The 22,313-nt window shown below is 48.1% G+C and carries 22 protein-coding genes and 1 tRNA gene; 7 read left to right on the forward strand and 16 right to left on the reverse strand.

Annotation, left to right across the window (positions count from 1 at the left end; all coding sequences use genetic code 11):
* Window positions 1–10: 10 nt before the first annotated feature.
* Complete coding sequence (mdoH, locus tag EOS98_RS13830; protein ID WP_001044609.1) at window positions 11–2,554, reverse strand: glucans biosynthesis glucosyltransferase MdoH; 2,544 nt, start codon at window positions 2,552–2,554, stop codon at window positions 11–13.
* The gene (gene mdoG, locus EOS98_RS13835) at window positions 2,547–4,082 is read right to left on the reverse strand and encodes a glucans biosynthesis protein MdoG (protein ID WP_001562609.1); all 1,536 of its coding nucleotides are present in this window, start codon (window positions 4,080–4,082) and stop codon (window positions 2,547–2,549) included. Before mdoG ends, mdoH begins: the two co-directional genes overlap by 8 nt.
* Before the next feature lie 271 nt (window positions 4,083–4,353).
* Between mdoG and mdoC the strand changes: the two genes are divergently transcribed.
* Window positions 4,354–5,508, forward strand: coding sequence for a glucans biosynthesis protein MdoC (gene mdoC / locus EOS98_RS13845; protein ID WP_000100069.1), 1,155 nt, complete (start codon window positions 4,354–4,356; stop codon window positions 5,506–5,508).
* A 16-nt stretch (window positions 5,509–5,524) separates the two neighbouring features.
* Here the strand turns inward: mdoC and EOS98_RS13850 are convergent, their stop codons facing one another.
* The 6 genes from EOS98_RS13850 to csgB form a co-directional block, all read right to left on the reverse strand.
* Entirely contained in the window at window positions 5,525–7,012 is a 1,488-nt protein-coding gene (locus EOS98_RS13850; RefSeq protein ID WP_000976323.1) for a phospholipase D family protein, read from the reverse strand.
* Window positions 6,948–7,487, reverse strand: a complete 540-nt coding sequence (gene ymdB / locus EOS98_RS13855; RefSeq protein WP_000203944.1) for an O-acetyl-ADP-ribose deacetylase — start codon at window positions 7,485–7,487, stop codon at window positions 6,948–6,950. Before ymdB ends, EOS98_RS13850 begins: the two co-directional genes overlap by 65 nt.
* Window positions 7,488–7,572: 85 nt before the next feature.
* Window positions 7,573–7,893: a type 1 fimbrial protein gene (locus tag EOS98_RS13860; protein ID WP_000111257.1), complete on the reverse strand. Its 321-nt coding sequence runs from the start codon at window positions 7,891–7,893 to the stop codon at window positions 7,573–7,575.
* A 130-nt stretch (window positions 7,894–8,023) separates the two neighbouring features.
* On the reverse strand, window positions 8,024–8,350 hold the full coding sequence (csgC, locus tag EOS98_RS13865; protein WP_000557256.1) for a curli assembly chaperone CsgC: 327 nt from the start codon (window positions 8,348–8,350) through the stop codon (window positions 8,024–8,026).
* Window positions 8,351–8,411: 61 nt separating this feature from the next.
* The gene (csgA, locus tag EOS98_RS13870) at window positions 8,412–8,867 is read right to left on the reverse strand and encodes a curli major subunit CsgA (RefSeq protein WP_000771416.1); all 456 of its coding nucleotides are present in this window, start codon (window positions 8,865–8,867) and stop codon (window positions 8,412–8,414) included.
* Between the two features lie 41 nt (window positions 8,868–8,908).
* Window positions 8,909–9,364 (reverse strand): curli minor subunit CsgB, encoded by a 456-nt coding sequence (csgB, locus tag EOS98_RS13875; RefSeq protein WP_000791655.1) that lies wholly within the window; start codon window positions 9,362–9,364, stop codon window positions 8,909–8,911.
* A gap of 753 nt (window positions 9,365–10,117) precedes the next feature.
* Here csgB and csgD point away from each other — a divergent pair.
* From csgD to csgG, 4 genes are read left to right on the forward strand one after another with little or no spacing between them, the layout of a single operon-like run.
* Entirely contained in the window at window positions 10,118–10,768 is a 651-nt protein-coding gene (gene csgD / locus EOS98_RS13880) for a biofilm master transcriptional regulator CsgD (protein WP_000481517.1), read from the forward strand.
* Between the two features lie 4 nt (window positions 10,769–10,772).
* A complete protein-coding gene (gene csgE / locus EOS98_RS13885) occupies window positions 10,773–11,168 on the forward strand; it encodes a curli production assembly/transport protein CsgE (RefSeq protein ID WP_000833307.1) in 396 nt (131 codons plus the stop codon).
* Window positions 11,169–11,194: 26 nt separating this feature from the next.
* A complete protein-coding gene (gene csgF / locus EOS98_RS13890) occupies window positions 11,195–11,611 on the forward strand; it encodes a curli production assembly/transport protein CsgF (RefSeq protein WP_001264073.1) in 417 nt (138 codons plus the stop codon).
* 26 nt (window positions 11,612–11,637) lie between these two features.
* Entirely contained in the window at window positions 11,638–12,471 is an 834-nt protein-coding gene (gene csgG / locus EOS98_RS13895) for a curli production assembly/transport protein CsgG (RefSeq protein WP_001137620.1), read from the forward strand.
* 38 nt (window positions 12,472–12,509) lie between these two features.
* Here csgG and EOS98_RS13900 read toward each other — a convergent pair whose 3' ends face one another.
* From EOS98_RS13900 to ghrA, 4 genes are all read right to left on the reverse strand, one after another.
* On the reverse strand, window positions 12,510–12,992 hold the full coding sequence (locus EOS98_RS13900; protein WP_001546652.1) for a DUF1097 domain-containing protein: 483 nt from the start codon (window positions 12,990–12,992) through the stop codon (window positions 12,510–12,512).
* A gap of 100 nt (window positions 12,993–13,092) precedes the next feature.
* Window positions 13,093–13,647 carry a molecular chaperone gene (locus EOS98_RS13905; protein WP_023193536.1) on the reverse strand — a complete coding sequence of 185 codons (555 nt, stop codon included), beginning with the start codon at window positions 13,645–13,647 and terminating at the stop codon, window positions 13,093–13,095.
* A gap of 23 nt (window positions 13,648–13,670) precedes the next feature.
* Window positions 13,671–14,408, reverse strand: a complete 738-nt coding sequence (locus EOS98_RS13910; protein WP_023193537.1) for a phosphatase — start codon at window positions 14,406–14,408, stop codon at window positions 13,671–13,673.
* Between the two features lie 84 nt (window positions 14,409–14,492).
* Window positions 14,493–15,431 (reverse strand): glyoxylate/hydroxypyruvate reductase GhrA, encoded by a 939-nt coding sequence (gene ghrA, locus EOS98_RS13915; protein ID WP_126524144.1) that lies wholly within the window; start codon window positions 15,429–15,431, stop codon window positions 14,493–14,495.
* A gap of 235 nt (window positions 15,432–15,666) precedes the next feature.
* Between ghrA and EOS98_RS13925 the strand changes: the two genes are divergently transcribed.
* Window positions 15,667–15,754, forward strand: a tRNA-Ser gene (locus EOS98_RS13925).
* A 517-nt stretch (window positions 15,755–16,271) separates the two neighbouring features.
* Here the strand turns inward: EOS98_RS13925 and EOS98_RS13935 are convergent.
* The 4 genes from EOS98_RS13935 to EOS98_RS13950 form a co-directional block, all read right to left on the reverse strand.
* A complete protein-coding gene (locus tag EOS98_RS13935) occupies window positions 16,272–17,378 on the reverse strand; it encodes a Gfo/Idh/MocA family protein (protein ID WP_000988589.1) in 1,107 nt (368 codons plus the stop codon).
* A gap of 10 nt (window positions 17,379–17,388) precedes the next feature.
* Window positions 17,389–18,669: an MFS transporter gene (locus EOS98_RS13940; protein ID WP_000560758.1), complete on the reverse strand. Its 1,281-nt coding sequence runs from the start codon at window positions 18,667–18,669 to the stop codon at window positions 17,389–17,391.
* A 282-nt stretch (window positions 18,670–18,951) separates the two neighbouring features.
* The gene (locus tag EOS98_RS13945) at window positions 18,952–19,644 is read right to left on the reverse strand and encodes an oligogalacturonate-specific porin KdgM family protein (RefSeq protein WP_058331353.1); all 693 of its coding nucleotides are present in this window, start codon (window positions 19,642–19,644) and stop codon (window positions 18,952–18,954) included.
* A gap of 45 nt (window positions 19,645–19,689) precedes the next feature.
* Window positions 19,690–20,850, reverse strand: a complete 1,161-nt coding sequence (locus EOS98_RS13950; RefSeq protein ID WP_000525756.1) for an N-acetylneuraminate epimerase — start codon at window positions 20,848–20,850, stop codon at window positions 19,690–19,692.
* 505 nt (window positions 20,851–21,355) lie between these two features.
* Between EOS98_RS13950 and EOS98_RS13955 the strand changes: the two genes are divergently transcribed.
* Window positions 21,356–22,036 (forward strand): N-acetylmannosamine-6-phosphate 2-epimerase, encoded by a 681-nt coding sequence (locus EOS98_RS13955; RefSeq protein WP_000054243.1) that lies wholly within the window; start codon window positions 21,356–21,358, stop codon window positions 22,034–22,036.
* Window positions 22,037–22,313: the final 277 nt, after the last annotated feature.

Consider the following 22,313-nt stretch of genomic DNA (forward strand, 5'->3'; position numbering starts at 1 on the left):
ACTCCAGACCTTATCCCGCTGACGATGTTCGCCCCTGCAACGCCTGCGGATTCAGGACGAGAGACTGATAATGGTTTACCCAGGAAGAGTATCTCTCTGGCGCATTCCAGACCCGATAGTGTAAACGCGCCATCGTCACCGGATCGCTGAGCAAAACCAGACGCCGATCGCGGTTCAGTTTCTCCGGCGTTTCGTTTAGCGCCTGCTCCACATGGCGATCGCGGGCTATTTCCAGCACCTTACTGGCGCGGTGACGCGCGGTGGCCATCGCGGTCGCCAGCGCATTCAGCGACGGGTTAAATACCGCATGCATAAAGCCATCGTCCAGAATACGGCGGCGATTCATCTCCAGATATTTATCGGTATCGACCAACACCTGAGGCGGCGAATACTCTTCCGGGATCAGGAACAGCTTCCAGCGTTTGGTGCGTAATCCTACCGTTGAACGACTGGAGATCACCGAAACAAATGGCGACAGAATCAGCGAAAAGACAATCGGCGCCAGCCAGAACAGAAAGCGTAAATCCAGCCACGCCATACCCACCGCCCAGACCAGCCCCAGCAGCAGTTGAGAGCCGTGACGCATAAAGGCTTCTCCCCACGGCGTAGAATCATCGTCGCGTTGCGGTGAGTTCCAGACCACTTCCCAGCCGAGAAACGCGCTGACCACAAACACGGTATGAAACAGCATACGCACCGGCGCCAGCAACACGGAGAACAGCACTTCCAGCAACAGCGACAGCGTAACGCGCCAGAAACCGCCATACTCTTTGGTGCCTTTACACCAGATCAGCATAATACTGAGCAGCTTCGGCAGGAACAGCAGCACCATCGTTGACGCAAACAGCGCGATTGCCAGTTCCGGACGCCACTGCGGCCAGACCGGAAAAAGCTGGCGCGGCTGAAGGAAATATTGCGGCTCTGTTAACGCATGAACGACCTGCAGCGCGGTAGAAAGCGCGAGGAACATAAACCATAACGGCGCGGACAGATATGACATTACCCCCGTCAGGAACACGGCGCGATGCACCGGGTGCATTCCTTTCACCAGGAACAGACGAAAGTTCATCAGGTTGCCGTGACACCAGCGGCGGTCGCGTTTAAGCTCATCCAGCAGGTTTGGCGGCAGCTCTTCATAGGAACCGGGGAGATCGTAGGCAATCCAGACGCCCCACCCTGCCCGACGCATTAGCGCCGCCTCCACAAAGTCGTGGGAAAGAATCGATCCGGCGAACGAACCTTCTCCCGGCAGCGGCGCCAGAGCGCAGTGCTCGATAAACGGCTTCACGCGGATAATGGCATTGTGCCCCCAGTAGTGCGACTCCCCCAACTGCCAGAAGTGCAGCCCGGCGGTAAACAGCGGCCCATAAACACGGGTCGCGAACTGTTGGCAGCGGGCATACAGAGTATCCATTCCCGACGCTTTCGGCGAAGACTGGATAATCCCGGCGTTTGGATTCGCTTCCATCAGGCGCACCAGCCCACTCAGACACTCGCCGCTCATCACTGAGTCCGCGTCCAGCACCACCATATAGCTGTACTGATTGCCCCAGCGGCGGCAAAAATCGTCAATATTGCCGCTTTTGCGTTTCATACGGCGGCGGCGGCGACGGTAAAAAATTTGGCCTTCGCCCTGCACTTCCGCGATAAGCTCCATCCACGCCTTTTGCTCCGCCACGCAGATATCCGGGTTATAACTGTCGCTAAGGATATAGACGTCGAAATGCGCGGCGTTGCCTGTGGCTTTAACGGACTCCCAGGTCGCGCGCAGACCGGCGAAAACGCGGCTAACGTCTTCATTACAGATAGGCATGATCAGCGCCGTCCGGTGTTCCGGATTGAGGGGCTCATCGCCAACCGTAGACGCGGAGATGCTGTACTTATCGCGCCCGATAAGCAGTTGCAGGAAGCCCATCAGCGCCGTCCAGAATCCGGCTGACACCCAGCAGAACAGCACGGCAAACAAAATCAGGATACCGGTTTGCAGCATGTAGGGCAGGAGCTGCATAAAGGAGACCCAAATATCCTGCCCCACCATATCCATAGGATTGATGAGCGCCCATCCCTGATAAGGCAGAATGGTCTTCATATACCAGGTCGCGACGACGGTTTGCGCCAGAGTCAAAATTAACAAAATATAGCGGCGTATAGTGCCGACGGTACGCCATTTTTGCTCGCTCGCCTGCTCTTCTTTTGTCAGACGAGAAACATAGCGCGGCGTTACATCCCGCCCACGCAGACGATCCCAGAAACGGCCAACCGGGTTGGTTCGCCAGGGATCGGGAAACATCGAAGAGCGCGTCGCTTTTGGCATAGCCTGCAACTGATCGCGCCCTTCATCATCTTTAATTAACTGCCCCTTCGCCAATGAATCCGGCCAGGCGTGTTCAAGGCGGGCTTTTACGGAACCCTGCGGTGAATCGTCTTCTCGCGAGTAAGTCCGATGCTCGGCATCCAGCGCCTGATGCACGGCGCGGATGTCAGTTTTCGGCAATGCCGCTTTCTCACGTTCAGAAAGCAGCAGTGCGTCAATATACTCAGTTGTTTTATTCATTGGCAGGTAACTGGTAGCTCCAGGTTTCACTTAGCGTCTGATCGGCATTCACCAATGCGGCACGCATTTCCGTGGTTTTCTTCGCGTCTTTGACTTTCACGCGCAGCATTAAACGCCAGCCTTTAGTGACTGGGTTATAGCGTACATTACTGTCAACGATTTCACCGTTATCGCCAATGCTGGTTTGCGCAGCGACAGGCGTATCCGGCGGCAGTTTTTTCATGTCGGCGCCAACGAAATCCACCACAAAGGCAATAGTGCCGTCGGGCTGGCGAATCAGATTCGACTGTTTAACGTCGCCCGTTGAGCGGCGTGTTTGCAGCACCCAGGCATTATCCGGCGCATGAAGTTTATCTTCATCGCGGCTGAAGGTCAGAGTGTACTTGAAGTTCATCTCTTTACCCGGTTCCGGCAGTTGATCCGGAGTCCAGTAAGCGACGATGTTATCGTTGGTTTCATCATTGGTCGGAATTTCAACCAGTTCAACCTTACCTTTGCCCCAGTCGCCTTTCGGGGTAATCCAGGCGCTTGGACGCAGGTCGTAGCGATCGTCTAAATCTTCAAAGCGCGAGAACTCGCGACCACGCTGCAACAGGCCGAATCCCTGAGGGTTTTCCATTGCATAGCTGCTCACAGCGAGGTGTTTTGGATTGTTCAGCGGACGCCAAATCCACTCGCCATTACCCGCATGAATGGATAAGCCGTTCGAGTCATGCAGTTCCGGACGATAGTTGGTCGTCGGCGACGGCTGGTTTGGCCCAAACAGGAACATACTGGTTAATGGCGCAACGCCCAGCTTGCCTACTTTATCGCGCAGATAGACTTTTGACTGCACGTCCACCACGGTATCGCGGCCAGGAATGATCACAAAACGGTAAGCGCCGGTCGCGCGCGGAGAATCCAGTAATGCATAGACGGTCAAACGCTTATCGGTGGGTTTTGGACGCTCAATCCAGAACTCGCGAAAGCGGGGAAACTCTTCACCAGATGGTAAGGCGGTATCAATCGCCAGGCCGCGCGCAGATAAGCCATATACCTGGCCTGCGCCGATAACGCGGAAATAGCTGGCGCCAAGCATACTGACGATTTCGTCGTTCTTATCTTTACTGTTGATGGGGTACAGAACTTTGAACCCGGCGAAGCCTAAATCTTTTACCGTGTCTTTATCGTGCTGAACATTGCCAAAATTGAAGTAATCCGGGCTGTATTTGATTCTTTTGACCGTCGTCGCCGTCACTTCGTTAATCTTGACCGGCGTATCGAAGTACATCCCCTGATGGTAAAATTCGAGCTTAAAAGGGGTCTTTAAGTTGTTCCAGTAGGCTTTATCGCTGTTAAACTGGATCTGCTGATAATCCGCATATTTCATGTCGCGGAAAACGGAGGGCAAGTTGCTTTTAGGCGCCTCATAGCCTTTCCCGGCTAAAGATTGAGCTTGTTTTGCCACGTCATCAATACTGAACGCCCAGCTCGATGATGCGTAGAGCGTTAACATAATAGCTGCGCCCAACCAACGCATTTTCATCATTTGTCGTTTATGTTTCATAATAAGTAAGCACTTCCCCCTTTGTGTGCTTATATCGATCCGATCCATTTTAATGGATAATCAGGCATTACGACAACTGAATCCAGGCTTTGTTCAGCGCGCTGGCTCATGGATTAAGCACCTCCCGCGCCTGTTTTCACTTTGCGTGCTTATCCTGGAGACAGGTTGTCGGAGTTGGTGTAGGGTTGCTACCGAATGTAACTATAATTCGCCTTATGGATAAGGTGAAAAATCTGAGAATACGTGACCTTATATGAGCTCTGTACCCGCGCCGCGTGAATATTTTCTTGACTCTATCCGCGCATGGCTGATGTTGTTAGGGATTCCCTTTCATATCTCGTTGATCTATTCCACTCACAGTTGGCATGTCAATAGCGCCACGCCATCGTGGTGGCTAACCCTGTTTAACGATTTTATCCACGCTTTTCGTATGCAGGTGTTTTTTGTTATTTCTGGTTATTTTTCGTACATGTTGTTTTTACGTTATCCGTTAAAACGCTGGTGGAAAGTACGGGTAGAACGTGTGGGTATTCCTATGCTTACCGCAATCCCTTTGCTTACCTTGCCGCAATTTATCCTGTTGCAATATGTCAAAGAGAAAACAGAGAACTGGCCTACACTCTCTGCCTATGAAAAATATAATACGTTAGCGTGGGAACTCATTTCACATCTGTGGTTTTTACTGGTGCTGGTGATATTAACCACCGTCAGCATCGGGATTTTTACCTGGTTCCAAAAAAGGCAGGAAACAAGCAAGCCTCGTCCCGCCGCTATTTCACTGGCCAGGCTTTCGCTTATTTTTTTCCTGCTGGGGATGGCTTACGCCGCTATCAGGCGCATTATTTTCATCGTATATCCGGCAATCCTCAGTGACGGCATGTTCAATTTTATTGTGATGCAAACGCTATTTTATGTGCCATTTTTTATTCTCGGCGCGTTGGCCTTCATTCACCCCGATCTGAAAGCGCGCTTCACCACGCCCTCACGCGGATGCACTTTAGGCGCTGCCGTTGCTTTTATCGCGTATCTGCTGAATCAACGTTATGGGAGCGGCGACGCCTGGATGTACGAAACCGAATCCGTGATTACGATGGTAATGGGGCTGTGGATGGTGAACGTGGTATTCTCACTGGGGCATCGCTTGTTAAACTTCCAGTCCGCGCGTGTCACCTATTTCGTGAATGCTTCGCTGTTTATCTATCTGGTGCATCATCCCTTAACGCTTTTCTTTGGCGCGTATATTACGCCGCATATCTCCTCCAACCTGATCGGGTTCTTGTGCGGGCTGATATTTGTTATGGGTATTGCGTTAATTCTGTATGAAATTCATTTACGCATCCCGCTCCTGAAATTTCTCTTTTCAGGTAAACCGCCGGTAAAACAAGAAAGCCGCGCCGCGATCGGGTAGTTTTCCGCGCGCGGGTTCACAGCAACCATTCCACAGGTAAAATTGCCGCCAACCGTACCAGAACTCGCTGCCAGAAACGCGTAGCGGGTTCTTTCTTTAACACCTTTTCCTCTTCTTGCTGACGATCGATCCAGTTAATTCGTCCCCAGCGATCCAGCCGCAGTTGCCAGGCCGCATCGCGTTGGCTCTGTGTAAAACGCTTATGGATAAGCGTCGCCAGCGTTTCACTTTCAATGACAAAGCCCATTTCGGTATTTAAAAGCGTTGAACGGGGATCAAAATTAAGCGACCCGATAAACACCTTACTACCATCAATACTGAACGTTTTAGCATGTAAGCTGGAACCTGAGTTCCCGGTAAGTCCGCGATCATGTACGGCGGTTTCATGTTCGCGGGTCGGTTTCAGTTCGTAGAGCTCCACACCATAGCGCAGTAACTTCTTTCGCCAGCGCGCGTACCCTGCGTGAACGACCGCCACATCGTTGGCCGCCAGAGAGTTAGTTAAGATGGCGATCTTCACGCCTTTCCTGACCAGATTAAGCAACTGCGCCACGCCTGCGCGCGTAGGGACAAAGTAAGCGGAAATAATGTCGATACGCTCCGTCGGCGACCCCATCACGTCAAATAATCGCTGCGGAAGAAGCGAATGGCGCTGCGCCTTCCCCTCGCCTTTAGAAGGGTCATCGCTAAGCAAGCGTGTTTTTGCCCAAATCAGCGGCAACGTTCCGCGATCGAGATCCGCCATAAACTGGCTGGTTTCCAGCTTATGCAGATAACGGCGGGTGATCTCATCGTTATACCAGGATTCGGGAAGTTCGATACGCTGCGTCAGTTCCTGCTCAGAAAGGGATAATACTTGCTGCAATGTCGACACTGAACTACAGCGCCAGTAACGTTCAAAATCATTGGCGACATCATTGACCACCGGGCCAATGGCCATCACGTCCAGATCGGAAAATAGCGGCTCCTCGCCAGCGCCGAAATAGGCATCGCCGATGTTGCGCCCACCGACCAGCGTCACTACGCCGTCGGCAGTGTAACTTTTATTGTGCATCCGCCGATTCAGCCGCGCAAAATCCGTCAAATATCCCAGCGCGCGTAGCGTACGAAAAGAGAAAGGATTAAACAGACGAACTTCGATATTAGGATGGCTATCCAGCAAGCGCAACGTATCATCCAGACCAGGCGTATTGTTATCATCCAGCAGCAGACGAACATGAACGCCGCGCTTCGCCGCCGACAGCAGTACCGAAAAGAGCAGCCGCCCGGACATATCGTCTTCCCAAATATAATACTGCACATCCAGCGTCCGCGCCGCCATTTCGGTCAGGCGGTAGCGGGCGGCAAAAGCGTCCAGACTGTTATCCAGCGCGAGAATGCCGCACTCTCCGGGATGGCGCGCGCATAGCGGTTCAACGGCACGCTCCAGGCGTGTTTTATCAGGCAGGGTCGTCGCCTTGCTGAGTAAGTAATCTTGCGTAAAGCCGGGCAGTTTCTTCATCATAACAGACAAAGTATACCTGTTCAGGCAGAGCGTAACGGGTAATAAAATCTGAAACCGTCCTGACGGCGACTTCAGCGGCCTGGGCGCGTGGATAGCCATAAACGCCGGTACTGATTGCCGGAAAAGCGATGGAACGAAAGTGATTCGCCTCGGCAAGCAGCAAACAATTCCGGTATGCCTCTTCGAGTAGCTCAGCTTCCTGGTGTTCGCCGCCTCGCCAGACGGGCCCCACTGTGTGAATAACCGCCTTTGCCGAAAGCTTGCCAGCAGGCGTGATAACCGCATGTCCCGTCTGACATTCGCCCTGTTGCTGACGGATGAGTTTACAGGCGTCCAGCAATGCCGGCCCCGCCGCGCGATGAATCGCGCCGTCTACGCCACCGCCGCCCATTAATGATGCGTTAGCGGCATTCACAATCGCATCGACGCTAAGTTGAGTGATATCACCCTGTATGACCTGAAGACGTGATGTCATAACCCCCCCTTTGTCTCACCTTATCTGCAAAGTGTACAGCAGGGCTTTCAACAGAGTCGCTCTTTTTATATCTATGACACCGCCGTTAACGGTACTCAATATTCATCACCGCCAGGCTTTTTTGCGCATCGAGATAATGCAGCCGTACCGTCGCAATGGACTGAATATCCTGCGGTAATCCAGATGCCTGCCGAAGGTCAATCCGGTGCATTTGCTTTTTACCTTCGCGTAGGCAGGTTAAATCAATATTTTCGGCGTGAGTAGAAATATCGCACAGTGGCTCAACAATCGCGCCGCGAAAATGGATAACGCCGCCCTGTACCGTTTGTTGCCCTACCGCAGAATGGATAAAAAAAGCGCAGATACACAGGCCTATGCCAGGGATATTTTTCTTGATTACGGACATGTTAACTCCTCAATGATTAGTCATCCTCGAGGGTTCGGCGTTACCTTATAGCGACATGCCGAGACGATGAGACGCTTTTATCGCCTCTTTATACCCAGGTCAGCCAATCCATTTCCGCCACCATCAAAAACTACTGTGCAGAAGGCGGCCATTGTTGTGATAAATGCAGTGATTGTCCGTCCGAAACAGTAACAATAATTTTAACCGAGTCCTCTGAAGATATATTTACACTAAGACGAGACAACTCAATCGGTTGATTAGCAGGTAAAGATAGCGTTTGTTTTTGCTGTGTATGGCTTTGTCCCCCGACGCCGTCGCGCACAGAGAGAATTTGCACCTGACAGACGCAGGGTTCGTTTAATGTGACCTGAGGGATCACCGTGTAAATATCGCCTTGCTGAGTCGTGGTAAACGTAATCTGATTTGAAAGTGCGGCAAGGAGCAATAAAGTATGCATAATTTCCTCCCGAAAAAAAACAGGGCTTATGCCCTGTTTTTTTATTAGCGCAGACGCTAAATTAATACTGGTTAGCCGTGGCGTTGTTGCCAAAACCAACCTGACGCACCATTACGCTGGAATCAGATGCGGTCTGATTAACCAGCGCGGCGTTATTACCGCCGTATTGACCGACAGTAATATCGGAGTTTTTAGCGTTCCACTGGTCGATGGTGGCATTGTTTCTGAAACCATTCTGAGTCAGTTCAATAGTACTATTATCCGCACCCTGGCCTACATCGGCGCCGTTACCATAACCGCTCTGGGTAATGGTCGTTTCAGATTTACGGGCATCGCTTTGCAGAGCAAGCGCAGCGTTAGCGGAACCGTACTGATAAATGCTCAACGTGGAATCCGGGCCGGAACTATTGCCGCCGCCGTTATGATTACCGCCGCCGCCCCATTGTGGAACGACGCCAGCCAGAGCACTGCCAGAAACTACGATTGCTGCGAATGCTGCCACTTTTAAAAGTTTCATGGTAAAACCCCCATCGGATTGATTTAAAAGTCGTAACGGTATTAGCGTTGGGTGACGCGAATAGCCATATGCGACTGTTTCTGCACTACAACTGCTGTTTTCTGCGTACCGTACTGGGTAATATTGGCCTTATTTCCAGAACCTTTCTGTATAATAGCCGCACTATTACCGTAAGCGCTTTGCGATATACTGGCATCGTTGGCATTGCCCGTTTGCTCAATATACGCAAAGTTATAATTCCCTGCCTGGTCGACTTTCGCCCGATTATTTCCTCCTTCTTGTGAAATAACGGACAATAGTTTTGATCCTTCCTGGCGTACTCTGGCACTATTATCCGTGCCGACTTGACCAATAATGGCCGCCTGATTAAATGAAGACTTGCTTAATTCATTTACCGCAAAATTATATTCTGAACGAGCCAGATCATAATTTGTCGCGGTTGCAATCCCAGGCGCACCCAGTATTGTCAACATCATAAATAACAATTTGTTTTTCATGCTGTCACCCTGGACCTGGTCGTACATAGCGAAAATTATCTATTACCTTGTTAGCGACATGCGTTTTTTGTTAACGCGTCGTTACGATGAAGAGTATGTCCGTGGAAAAATTTTTAATAACTCACCCACGCGTGGTATTTTGTTATTTAAGCTCATACCAAAGTGCTAATAAAACGATAGCCATGTGATTTTTTATAATTGATTTTTGGCCATAGAAGATAGTGTATCGCGAACCCAAAAAATGAAGTGTTGGTGTGTGTTATGCCGCCATGGGGATGTTCTTATGCTTCCTATGGGGGCAATACGCACAAGACGTGACACACTTCGTTTTTTTTGTCTTTGTGCTGTCCAGGTTAATGCCACGTCTCAAATTTTAAGAAAAAATAAAATCAAAACATGACACACAATAATTAAAATGATTAAAAATCAATGAATTATTATAATTTGTATGATTTTTTAAATCTATGCAATAACAGCGAAATGTACAACTTTACTATCAAATCTAAACTTCAAAAAAACCCAAAAACAACATTTTAATATATATTTTTACATCTTGTTACAAGTTTAACACTTGCTTTAAGATTTGTAATGGCTAGATTGAAAACAGTTAAAAGTATTTTCGTAAATATTTTTCTCTTTCTGGATAATGGGCTATTTCAACCCACAGCAGTGCAACATCTGTCAGTACTTCTGGTGCCTTTATTTTATGGGGGCAGCTGTCAGATGTGCGATTAAAAAAAGTGGAGTTTCATCATGTTTAATGAAGTCCATAGTAGTCATGGTCACACACTATTGTTGATCACAAAGCCATCTCTGCAAGCTACGGCATTATTGCAACATTTAAAGCAATCGCTGGCCATAACCGGAAAACTGCATAATATTCAACGTTCTCTGGAAGATATCTCAGCCGGTTGCATTGTTTTAATGGATATGATGGAAGCGGATAAGAAGCTTATCCACTATTGGCAGGATAATTTAAGCCGCAAAAACAATAATATAAAAACATTATTGTTAAATACCCCTGACGATTATCCCTACCGTGAAATTGAAAACTGGCCTCATATTAACGGCGTGTTTTACGCCACTGAAGACCAGGAACACGTGGTCAGCGGATTACAGGGTATTCTGCGGGGCGAATGCTATTTTTCACAAAAATTAGCCAGTTACCTGATTACACACTCAGGAAATTACCGCTACAACAGCACCGAGTCCGCATTACTCACTCATCGCGAAAAAGAGATCCTCAATAAGTTACGTATTGGTGCCTCTAATAATGAAATCGCCAGGTCGCTATTTATCAGCGAGAATACGGTTAAGACACATCTTTATAATCTTTTCAAAAAGATAGCTGTCAAAAATCGCACCCAGGCAGTTTCATGGGCAAACGATAATCTCAGGCGGTAAGGCCATGAAACGCTATCTGACCTGGATTGTAGCAGCAGAGTTACTGTTCGCTACCGGAAACCTGCATGCCAATGAAGTTGAAGTCGAGGTTCCCGGATTGTTAACCGACCATACCGTCTCTTCGATAGGACATGAATTCTATCGTGCATTCAGCGACAAATGGGAAAGCGAATACACCGGCAATCTGACCATTAATGAAAGACCCAGTGCGCGTTGGGGAAGCTGGATCACCATAACGGTAAATCAGGACGTTATTTTCCAGACCTTTTTATTTCCAATGAAAAGAGACTTCGAGAAAACCGTCGTCTTCGCATTAGCGCAAACAGAGGAAGCATTAAATCGCCGACAAATAGATCAAACGCTATTAAGTACGAGTGATTTAGCGCGTGATGAATTCTAAAACATGATTTTTATCCGGAGGCTGTCATGCGTGTTAAACATGCAGTAGTGCTGCTCATGCTTTTTTCGCCATTAACCTGGGCTGGAAATATGACGTTCCAGTTCCGTAATCCTAACTTTGGTGGAAACCCCAATAACGGTTCCTTTTTATTGAATAGCGCCCAGGCGCAAAATTCATATAAAGACCCCGCTTATGATAACGATTTTGGTATCGAAACCCCCTCAGCGTTGGATAACTTTACACAGGCTATTCAATCGCAAATTCTGGGCGGCTTGTTGACCAATATTAATACCGGGAAACCAGGACGTATGGTGACCAACGATTTTATTATCGATATCGCTAATCGCGACGGACAGCTCCAGCTCAACGTCACGGACAGAAAAACGGGAAGAACCTCGACCATCGAAGTGTCAGGTTTACAAACTCAGTCAACCGATTTTTAAGCTATAGTCACTAAAGGATATAAATCATGCCGCGCTTACTTATTTTGGTTGCCGTTTTATTGTTGAGCGGATGCTTAACTGCCCCGCCGAAACAAGCTGCGAAACCGACATTAATGCCCCGCGCACAAAGTTACAAAGATTTGACGCACTTACCTGCTCCCACCGGTAAGATCTTTGTTTCGGTATATAACATTCAGGATGAAACGGGCCAATTTAAACCTTACCCGGCAAGTAACTTTTCTACGGCTGTGCCGCAGAGCGCCACCGCTATGTTGGTCACTGCGCTGAAAGATTCGCGCTGGTTTATCCCGCTGGAACGACAAGGCTTACAGAATCTTTTGAATGAACGGAAAATTATTCGCGCAGCCCAGGAAAACGGCACCGTGGCGATGAATAACCGTATCCCGCTTCAGTCGCTGACGGCGGCAAATATTATGGTGGAAGGTTCTATTATTGGTTATGAAAGTAACGTCAAATCCGGCGGGGTCGGCGCAAGATATTTCGGTATTGGCGCCGATACGCAGTATCAGCTGGATCAGATTGCTGTCAACCTGCGCGTGGTTAACGTCAGTACGGGCGAGATCCTTTCTTCGGTGAACACCAGTAAAACGATCCTTTCCTATGAAGTACAGGCAGGCGTGTTCCGTTTTATTGATTACCAGCGCTTACTGGAAGGCGAAATCGGCTATACCTCGAACGAACCGGTGATGCTGTGTCTGATGTCAGCCATTGAAACCGGCGTTATCTTCCTCATTAATGATGGTATCGATCGCGGACTGTGGGATTTGCAGAATAAAGCGGACAGGCAAAATGATATTCTGGTGAAATACCGTGAGCTGTCAGTACCGCCAGAATCCTGATGAATACGACAAAGCGTGGGGAAGAACCCCACGCTTTTTTATTTTGTGACCGCCGTATTCGCTGAATGTTGCTCGCGGCGTGATGCCAGCCATAGCCCACTATTTTTCATGGCATAGCCAAAGATTAGCCCCAGCGCCAGCGACGGTAATACCAACCGCCAGTCACCCTGCCCTGCAAATGTCGCGCAGGCGCCGATAAATGTTCCCGGAACAAAAGAAAGCAATAGCTGCTTTGCCTGGATACACATCAGGAATGCCACGATCCCCGTCAACACGTAACTGACAATTTCCAGATGCGGCGCCAGCGCGCTACCGTGAATAATGACCAGCGCCCACACCATACCGCTTAACAGCGTACAAGCGGAAATCAACAATCCCTTAAAGCCGCCCTGCGGACAGGCGAAATAAGCCGTACAGCCTAAAAAACCGGCCCAGCTTAGTAACCCCAGGGAGACGGCCACCCATCCCCATATTCCAGAAAGGATGCCCGTCGTGATAGCAATAGAAAGAAGTATGTTCATGGCGCGCATCATAACAGAAAAGCGGCACATTAATGAGATCGCGCACACATTTTATGCAATGATGTAAAAGTCGTTGCAGTTAATGGTGATTTACATCACATTATTCTTCATCTTCTTCCTGAAGTTCATCCCACATGGCCCCTATCGCATCACGCGTTAGCGGCGCCAGAGTGCGCCAGAATGGCGTAACGGCATGGGCTTCAACTTTACCGAGGAAGGTATTGCACCAGGGAAGCAGATAATCGGCAAATAAGGTTTCCAGCGCTTCACTTTCATCTTCGGCAGACTGATCTTCCAGCCAGGAGGCCGCGAGCAATAAAGTGCCAATGTGATCGGCAGGCGTATCGGCCAGCGGCATCCCTCGCGACGTTAAAAAAGCACGCACCTCAGACTCTTCCGCGCCTTCGACCCACTCACTGCGGTATGGCGCTACCGCGCACTCTTCCCCAACAAATAACGCATTGTAATCAGTGGAAATCTGCGTGATATCGCAGCTTTTCTGTAAACGCGCCAGCATGTCATCCTGCTCCAGCGGCCAGTTTGCCGCCAGTTTACCTTCACGGATTAACGTAAACAGCGGAACCAGTAAAGGATCTTGCGGTTGGCGGTAAAACAACGATCCCAGCACACGGCACAGGATTGAAAACTCATTCATTGATATCTTCCCATAAATAACGATTAAAGTTCGGCAAATTCCGGTACAGGCGCCATACCGCGTGATTCGAGAAAGGCCAGTAAGCGCTGCGGCGAGACGTTCAGGATTCGATCTTCCGGAAAATTCACCGCATCCAGAATTTTCCGGCATTCGGTGAAATCGCCAAGCGTAAAGGCCGTATGGGAATCAGAGCCTAACGCTACCCAGCCTCCCGCATCGCGTACGGCGGCAGCGACCGCGCGGCAATTATCTTCACTTCCTTTACGCGAATGCAGAAAAGAAGAGTTGTTGATTTCCAGCGCTACATGGTGTTTCGCCGCCGCCTGCGCGATGGCGTTAACCTCCACTGGATACTTTGGATTTCCGGGGTGACTAATTATATGCACCTTGCCGCTGGCGATGGTCGCGATCATCGCCTGGGTATTGGTTTCTTTATTATGTGGCGCAAAAACGGGCTCATGGAAGCCTGCGATAATCAGATCCAGCGAGTCGAACATCTTTCCGGAACAATCAATTTCACCGTTAATGTTCTTGATATTCGCCTCAATGCCACGCAGTATCCCCACGCCGTCAACCAGACGCGGCCAGATGCGCATGTTAATAAAATGCCAGTGATGCGGCGCATCTTCCATGTCCGGACCATGATCGGTAATCGCAAAAAGTTTAATGCCTTTACGTTTGGCTTCCGCGATATAATCGCTCAGAGTACTGTAGGCATGAGTGCTGGCGACGGTATGCATATGCAGGTCAACGGGATACATTGCTCTCTCCTGTAGTCATTTCCGACAAGGATAGCAGGTATCGCCAGCGTTTTTTAGCGAAACCCGGCCCGCGCCGGGTTGATATCAATATCCTCTCGCCCGATCCACCTGCCCCGTCACCGGCTCTCCCTTCTCCAGCTGGGTAATGGTGCGGCTAATATAATCGATGGCTTCCGCTGGACGGGTGACTGCCGCAATGTGCGGCGTCATGGCGGCTCGCGGATGGCGCCATAATGGACTTTCCTGCGGTAACGGTTCCTGGCTAAAGACATCCAACATCGCGCCTTTTAGCTTACCGCTATCAAGCGCAGCCAGCAGATCCGCCTCCTGAACATGCACGCCGCGCGCGAGATTCAACACGTAAGCGCCATCCGGCAATTGATCCAACAATTCGCTATTAATAATTCCTACCGTTTGGGCCGTATTCGGCAGCAGATTAATCAGCACCCGCGTCTGGTTCAGGAAAGCGTGCAGCTCTTCACGCCCAACATAACTTTCCACGCCAGGCCAGGATTTGCGGCTACGACTCCAGCAACGTAACGGGAACCCCCATGCCTGTAGACTTTCTGCCACTTTTGCGCCCAGTACCCCTGCGCCCATGATACCGACGCTAAACTCTTCGCGGGTATATTCCGGCAACGGTTTCCATAGCGCCTGATTTTTCAGCGCCTGATAATCATCGAAACGACGGAACCAGTGTAATACCTGACTTACGGCATATTCCTGCATTTGCAGGCCCATTCCGGTATCTTCCAGACGGAATAGAGGAATGGAGGCGTCCAGCATTTCCGGATGCGCATTTAATTTACTCAGAATTGCATCCACCCCCGCGCCCAGCGCAAAGACGGCTTTTAAGCGTCTTCCGGCCAGCATTTCAACCGGGGGCTGCCATACAAGCGCATAGTCTGCGGGGTTGTTATCACCGACCTTCCATTCACGAACGCGCGCATGTGGGAGAGCCTTCTCCAGCGCATTTACCCACCAGGCGGCGTTAAATGTCGGGTGATAAAAAATTATCTCCATGTTATCTCCTGAGCAGTATTGTGCGGAATGTGATTGCGCCTGTTATCAGCGTTTTCAACGGGATGTGCAGCATAGCAAATTTCCCGGCGCGGGCAAAAAAAGCAGTTTTCGCTTATTAAAACCACAGATTGGTGGAAGTTTGTATAAACGCGCTTTTTTTTAAAAAAGTTGATTGACGTAGAAAAGATATTTCCCTACATTAGCGCCCGTTCCAGTAATGCTGGAGCGACAATTTGGTGAGGTGTCCGAGTGGCTGAAGGAGCACGCCTGGAAAGTGTGTATACGGCAACGTATCGGGGGTTCGAATCCCCCCCTCACCGCCATATTTAAGTTGAGAGCCTGTACAGAAGTACGGGCTTTTTGCTTATATGTATCCCCCAAACCAAGGGGGATGAGAACACCCGACCGGGGTTCGACAACTGGCGCAGCCAGTTGGACAGACGACGAGCTTGCGAGGAGACTGCCCGAAGGGCGAGCGCAGCGAGTCAATCCCCCCCTCACCGCCATATTTAAGTTGAGAGCCTGTACAGAAGTACGGGCTTTTTGCTTATATGTATCCCCCAAACCAAGGGGGGATGAGAACACCCGACCGGGGTTCGACAACTGGCGCAGCCAGTTGGACAGACGACGAGCTTGCGAGGAGACTGCCCGAAGGGCGAGCGCAGCGAGTCAATCCCCCCCTCACCGCCATATTCAAGAAAGAGCTCGTACGAAAGTACGGGCTTTTTTTTCACATATGACCCGTCCATTGCCGGATGGCGGCACAGTTCACGGGCGCCTTATCCGGTCTACATAAGCGCAGCGCCACCGGCCAATAACACCACCATCCGGCTTTCAATTTTAGCCAAGAATTTCAGTGAGTTTAACTTTGCGCCCCTCGTTTGAGGAAAGCGTCGCAGCATCAGCGGTAGCAATGGCATTTGTCGCCGCTTCTCCCGTTAGCAATTTAGCAAACTCCTCGCCTGGCTCCAGACCGTTTATCACATCATGCAAGTACTGCATCTCCAGTTTCATAATTGATGAGAGCCACATCGGCGTACGTTTACCGGGTTTACCATAAGCGATTGCGCCATCCATCTCGCTGGATATGTTACCGTTGCGACGATCATCATCCTCCGCCTGGCTTTCATGCACAAGAAAGTGTGTTTTTTTGCCCGCTTTTATTAGATAACCCGCCGTGTTTTGCATATCAATGAGAATTGCACCTGTCGTGCCCTCAATTAATACATAGTGCTCAGGGTAGTGGAACGATGATCCCCACTGAAGTGTCGCGAAACGACCGCTTTCAAACTCAAGGGTGATTAGGACAACATCATCTTCATCACCAAATTTTTCACCTTTGTGCGCAACATTCCCCGCCGCCATTGAAACCAGGGATGGGGTTTCATCCATGATGAACAGTGTACAATCTAGCTCGTGAATGTGATGGTACAGATGCCCACCTGACTTTGCGCGAATCTTCTTCCATGAGATCTCATCCTGCACGTCTTCAAAACCATTACGTTTAGTGTGAACTTGTGTAACTTCACCAATTTCACCAGCTTTGATGAGCGCTTTAGCGTGGCGAACCCCGTGAAAAAAGTTCATAACGTGACCCGCCATAAAGGTAACACCAGCTTCTTTGCAGGCATCAACCATATCCTTACAATCCTGGTAATTTAAGGCGATAGGTTTTTCACAAAACACGTGTTTACCCGCTTTAGCCGCCGCAATGACTGGCGCTTTATGTAAGTAATTTGGTGAAGCAATAATTACGCAATCCACATCAGGATGGGTACAAAGCGCCTCCATCGTTGCAGTGGCGACACAGTTCAACTCTTTCGCTATCGGAGCCGCATTTACCGGATCGTAAATCGCAGTGATTTTCGCCCCTTCAACCTTAGACATAAATCGCGCCAGTTCAGCGCCAAAATAACCTGTACCTACAACACCGTATTTCGTCATCATTTATCCTCTATTAAAATTCTTTTGTTGATTGAAAACTTTCACGACGTGCTTTTAGTCTATCCGGAATGGATAGGCCAATAATGAGTAGAATTGTTGCGGTCCAGAAAGCAACAATGAACGTTAGCGCAGCGCCTAGCCCCATTGTTATTCCAAGCCAGGTCGCCGCCATTGAATTGAATGTGCCTGATGTCGCAGCAAGATTATAAATCAGCCCAGTACCCAAACCACGAACCTCAAGAGGAAAGTAGTCGTAGAGAAATTTGGGAACCAACCCGCCAACACCTACGTTAGTCGCCATTAAACCGAATAAACATGCGCCCAGCAGTAAATAATTATCTTGCGGAATTCTGAATAACGGGAAAATGAATAAAAAGGACATGAGAAGACCAATGCTGAACGTTTTCTTCAAACCAATTCTATCTGCGCACAGACCCCAAACGATATTTCCCAATACAGTGCCGAATGCCGCCGCCGTCATTAAATTAGAGACCACGCCCGTATCAAAGCCCTCTCCCGCCAAATATGTAGGCAGTAGACCAAAGATCGGCCAGTTTGCGCCGAAAATAGAGAACAGAACAATAAATACACATAATGTCAGTGGAAATTGAGCTCGATTAAATAGCCCTTTCATTGACAAAGAGAAAACTGACCAGGCACTTTGTGAATGCTTTCCGGGACCACTGAGTTTGGCTTCTTCCCACTCTTTAGATTCAGGAGCCCTGGCCCGGATGTAGATTACTAAAAGGACGGGTAGCAAACCGACAAAAAAAGCAGCACGCCAACCATACGCTTCGGCAAATGACGGCATAAAATAGGCTGCTATGATGTTACCAATACCGAAACCTGAAACCAGAAATGCGCTCGCTTTAGATTTTAAATGCTTTGGCCAACTTTCCACGGCATAAGTAGAAGCGCAAGCATACTCCCCCGCCATCCCCATACCGACAATGAAGCGACTAAGCGTCAGCATAATTACACCGGAAGCCAGGCCACTTAACCCTGTACCTACAGAATAGGCAACTATCGACCACATCATCAACGGCTTACGGCCAAATTTGTCTGCCAGCAGACCAAATAGCGCCCCGCCAAATGGTCGCCCAATAAAGGCCGCTGTGGCAAGGAATGCGCCCTCCATATCTGTCAATCCTAAGTCAGCCTTGATCAGATACATAATGTAGAAAATCAGCATAAAGTCGAAGCCATCAAAAACGTAACCCAGCCATGCTGAAAATAAAGCATTTTTTTGTGGACGAGTTATCTCGCTATACCACGGGAAGAATTTTGCTATCACAATAAAACCCTTATTTGCTGTTACCGTCTGAAATGCTTACGGAATTAATTTTTAAGTCATATCAATTGCCGAATAAGACACAATCAACCGGCACTTTCCGACAACCGCCTGAGATCGTAGCTATGTAAGACGTATATTCATTGTTTATCATCCTTATCCGTAGCTACGTTAAGGACGTGAATACTCAAGACAAAGTCTAACGTTCTGTAACGTAGCCACGGGCTATAAGATTATCGATATGAATACTAAGCAAAGATTAGTACAGTAACTCTTTAACCTTTCTCAAAAGTGGTATTGTAATCCAACGCGATAACGGGTCTGTCTCTCATCGGTATTATTTCTCACCGCTACATTTCCGACCTCAACGTATGGTGTAAATGACTTATTCAGTTTCCAGGCTAAAGCCACATTATGTTCATAGTTTGTTTTTTTGTTATCAAATTTAATTTGATCGCTATCCATCCAGGTAAAGTTATATTCTAATTTCAACTCATCAAAAACATAACCTATATAAGTATCAAATCTATTCGTTTTCTCATCATCACTATAGTTAGCTGTCTTCCTTGCATAGTCATAACGGTAACGACCAGCCATATAAACACCAGAATCAAAATTATATTGCACCCTTAAATAAGGCTTATAAATTGAAGTATCTGGACCGCTTTCAAATATAAATCCAGGCTGCAAAATAAAATTGTCCGTAACTTTATAATTATAACTTACGCCCAGTTCTATAGCGTTTGCGACGAGATCGCTTAAATGCTTATCCTGCTCACCATCTACTCCTCCCGATTTAACGCTGGCATCGACATAAAAACCAATGCCGTTAGGAAGCTTTTCAATTATAGCAATACGGTCTTTATTAATTCTGGTTCTATCAGCATATTCATGCCGATAATCAAGGGTTGCCGCTTGTAGATATGATGAAAATGCTATAAACGAAACCATACCCAGAAGATATTTATTGATTTTCATAAAATACTCCGCTCATCAATTAACTTTATTTTTGTATTTAAAAAATTATTTTATTAATAAATTACCATCACGCATGGTAAAGGAGGTTACAGACGAAACAGGTTTCCCTTTAGCATTTTCACCACCAATAAGGAAAACTTCATCACCATAACTTACTGATACACCATAGCCGAGAGGTTGTTTCATTTTACCCATATATTGCCAATGGCCATTAACCAAACCATAGACTTCATCTCGCCATTTTTTATTTATTCCTTCGTGGGAGTAAAACTTTCCATTGGTATAATTTTGTTTTGCTCCCGGAAAATTCGCGCCACCACCGACAAGCAGGACACCGTGACTATAGCCCGAAAATGCTCCGGCCAACCCTTCTTGCTGTTGTTCTCCAGGCGATGGCGGTAACTGGCTGTTCTTCAACCATGTTAGCTTGTCGTTATCCCACATGGCGCGGTAAATCACATCGGTACGTAAACCCGGTTTGAGCTCACCATTAATCAGCATCAGGAAATTATTTTCCATTACCGATGACGATCCTGCCGTCCCCGCGTCTGGCAGCTCACCGGCATTCTTCCATGTGTTCTCTTTAGCATTGTAGATAAATACGATTTTATTAAAAAAATAATCTTTGGCAGGTTTATTAAAATAATTATAGATGACTTTATTTTTTTCACTTTCATCCGCAGCCGCAGCCGCTATATCAATAAAATACTTATCAAAGATATGCTCATTAACCCCTCCGGTAATAAGTACCATCGTTTCGTTTAATTTTACTCCCGTATGCCCTGTTAATCCAACTGGAGATATAGTGTCAACTTTTTGCCATGTATTTTTCACCGGTGAGTATTTGTACACATCGCTATAAACCTGCAACGGTGATTCACTGTTTTTTTTCCCTACGCCACCAAAAACATAAAGCTCATCATTTAAAAATACCGACACGGATTGCTCACGAGCTCCACCAGGAAACGACTTTATACGCTCCCAGTCTTTATGTTGCTTTTTAAGATCAATTTTATACCAGGATGTCCCTGCGGTACCTAAGCCGACATAAATCACGCCATTATTATCAATAGCGCCAGTACCATTTTTCAGTGGTTCTGGTATATCAGGAAGCGTCGTTGCATATCCTGATGTGGTGATAGCGACTGATAAACATAGCGCCATTAGCGTCATCATTTTCTTAAAATTTTTCATCTGCATCCCCATGCGAAGAAATACAATTGGAGTAAAGCTTCATCATTAGTGATCTTATGGTGCACAATTTCAACAATGATAATGACAAAATGTGACCAAGCGCTAAAAATAATTACATGGGGTTATCATGTGCGAGGTAAAAGCACACCATGGTGATGTTAGAAGTGATTATGGGTGACCTGTTATGGTCAAACTCATTAGTGATAGCATTCGAATAAATACAACAAGAATTATGTGATGCATTTCATACTGGCTATCCCGTGGCGTATAAGCTCCTTCTGAGCATTTTATCTTTATGCCGGAAGCAGTTAATAAAATACAGCATGCTGCCATCAGAGTGAATTGTATTTGTCTTGTAGCTTCAGGTTATAGCCTCAAATCCGCTGGCGCAGTAATTGAATAACAAACATACCTTATGACTGTGTTCACATTTTTCTATCTTTTTGCTTGATGCAGCAACACTCCACAGCATAACATAAAACGGAGCAAAACTTCAAAACATATAAGGCGGAACTGGATGTCACTATTAGCCAGGCTGGAACAAAGTGTACACGAAAACGGTGGGCTGATTGTCTCATGCCAACCGGTACCAGGCAGCCCTATGGATAAACCTGAAATTGTGGCTGCAATGGCACAGGCAGCGGCTTCGGCGGGTGCGGTCGCTGTGCGCATTGAAGGCATTGAGAATCTGCGGACTGTTCGTCCCCATCTTTCTGTTCCTATTATTGGGATAATTAAACGTGACCTTACAGGGTCGCCAGTCCGTATCACTCCATATTTACAGGATGTTGACGCCCTGGCGCAGGCAGGTGCCGATATTATCGCTTTTGATGCCTCATTCCGCTCTCGCCCGGTTGATATTGATAGTTTACTGACACGTATTCGCCTGCATGGATTACTGGCGATGGCAGACTGTTCAACCGTGAATGAAGGCATAAGTTGCCATCAGAAAGGAATCGAATTCATTGGTACAACACTGTCTGGCTATACCGGCCCCATCACGCCGGTTGAGCCAGATTTGGCAATGGTGACACAACTGAGCCATGCAGGTTGTCGTGTTATTGCCGAGGGGCGCTATAACACGCCTGCACTGGCGGCCAATGCTATTGAGCATGGTGCCTGGGCAGTTACCGTTGGTTCCGCTATCACCCGTATCGAGCATATCTGTCAGTGGTTCAGTCACGCAGTAAAACGCTGAACAGGAAAAGAAAATGAACACGCTTACTATTGATATGTATGTCTCAGAGAATAATCCGACGTTAATAATGCTATCGGCAAATACGATACCCAGGCCTGAAGCCTGTTTGAACGCAATATCAGATAGCTGCTATTTCAGGTATCCGGCAGGACATACGTCTTGGCATCAGGAGCATAAATGCTCTGCCTTTTACATCTCATGATTAGCGTCATTGAGATTAACAAAAACTATTACTTGATCTGAATATCGTATCGTCTGAATGATGGGAAGATAAAAA

It is taken from the genome of Salmonella sp. SSDFZ69 (assembly GCF_004010755.1).
Lineage (GTDB): Bacteria > Pseudomonadota > Gammaproteobacteria > Enterobacterales > Enterobacteriaceae > Salmonella > Salmonella enterica.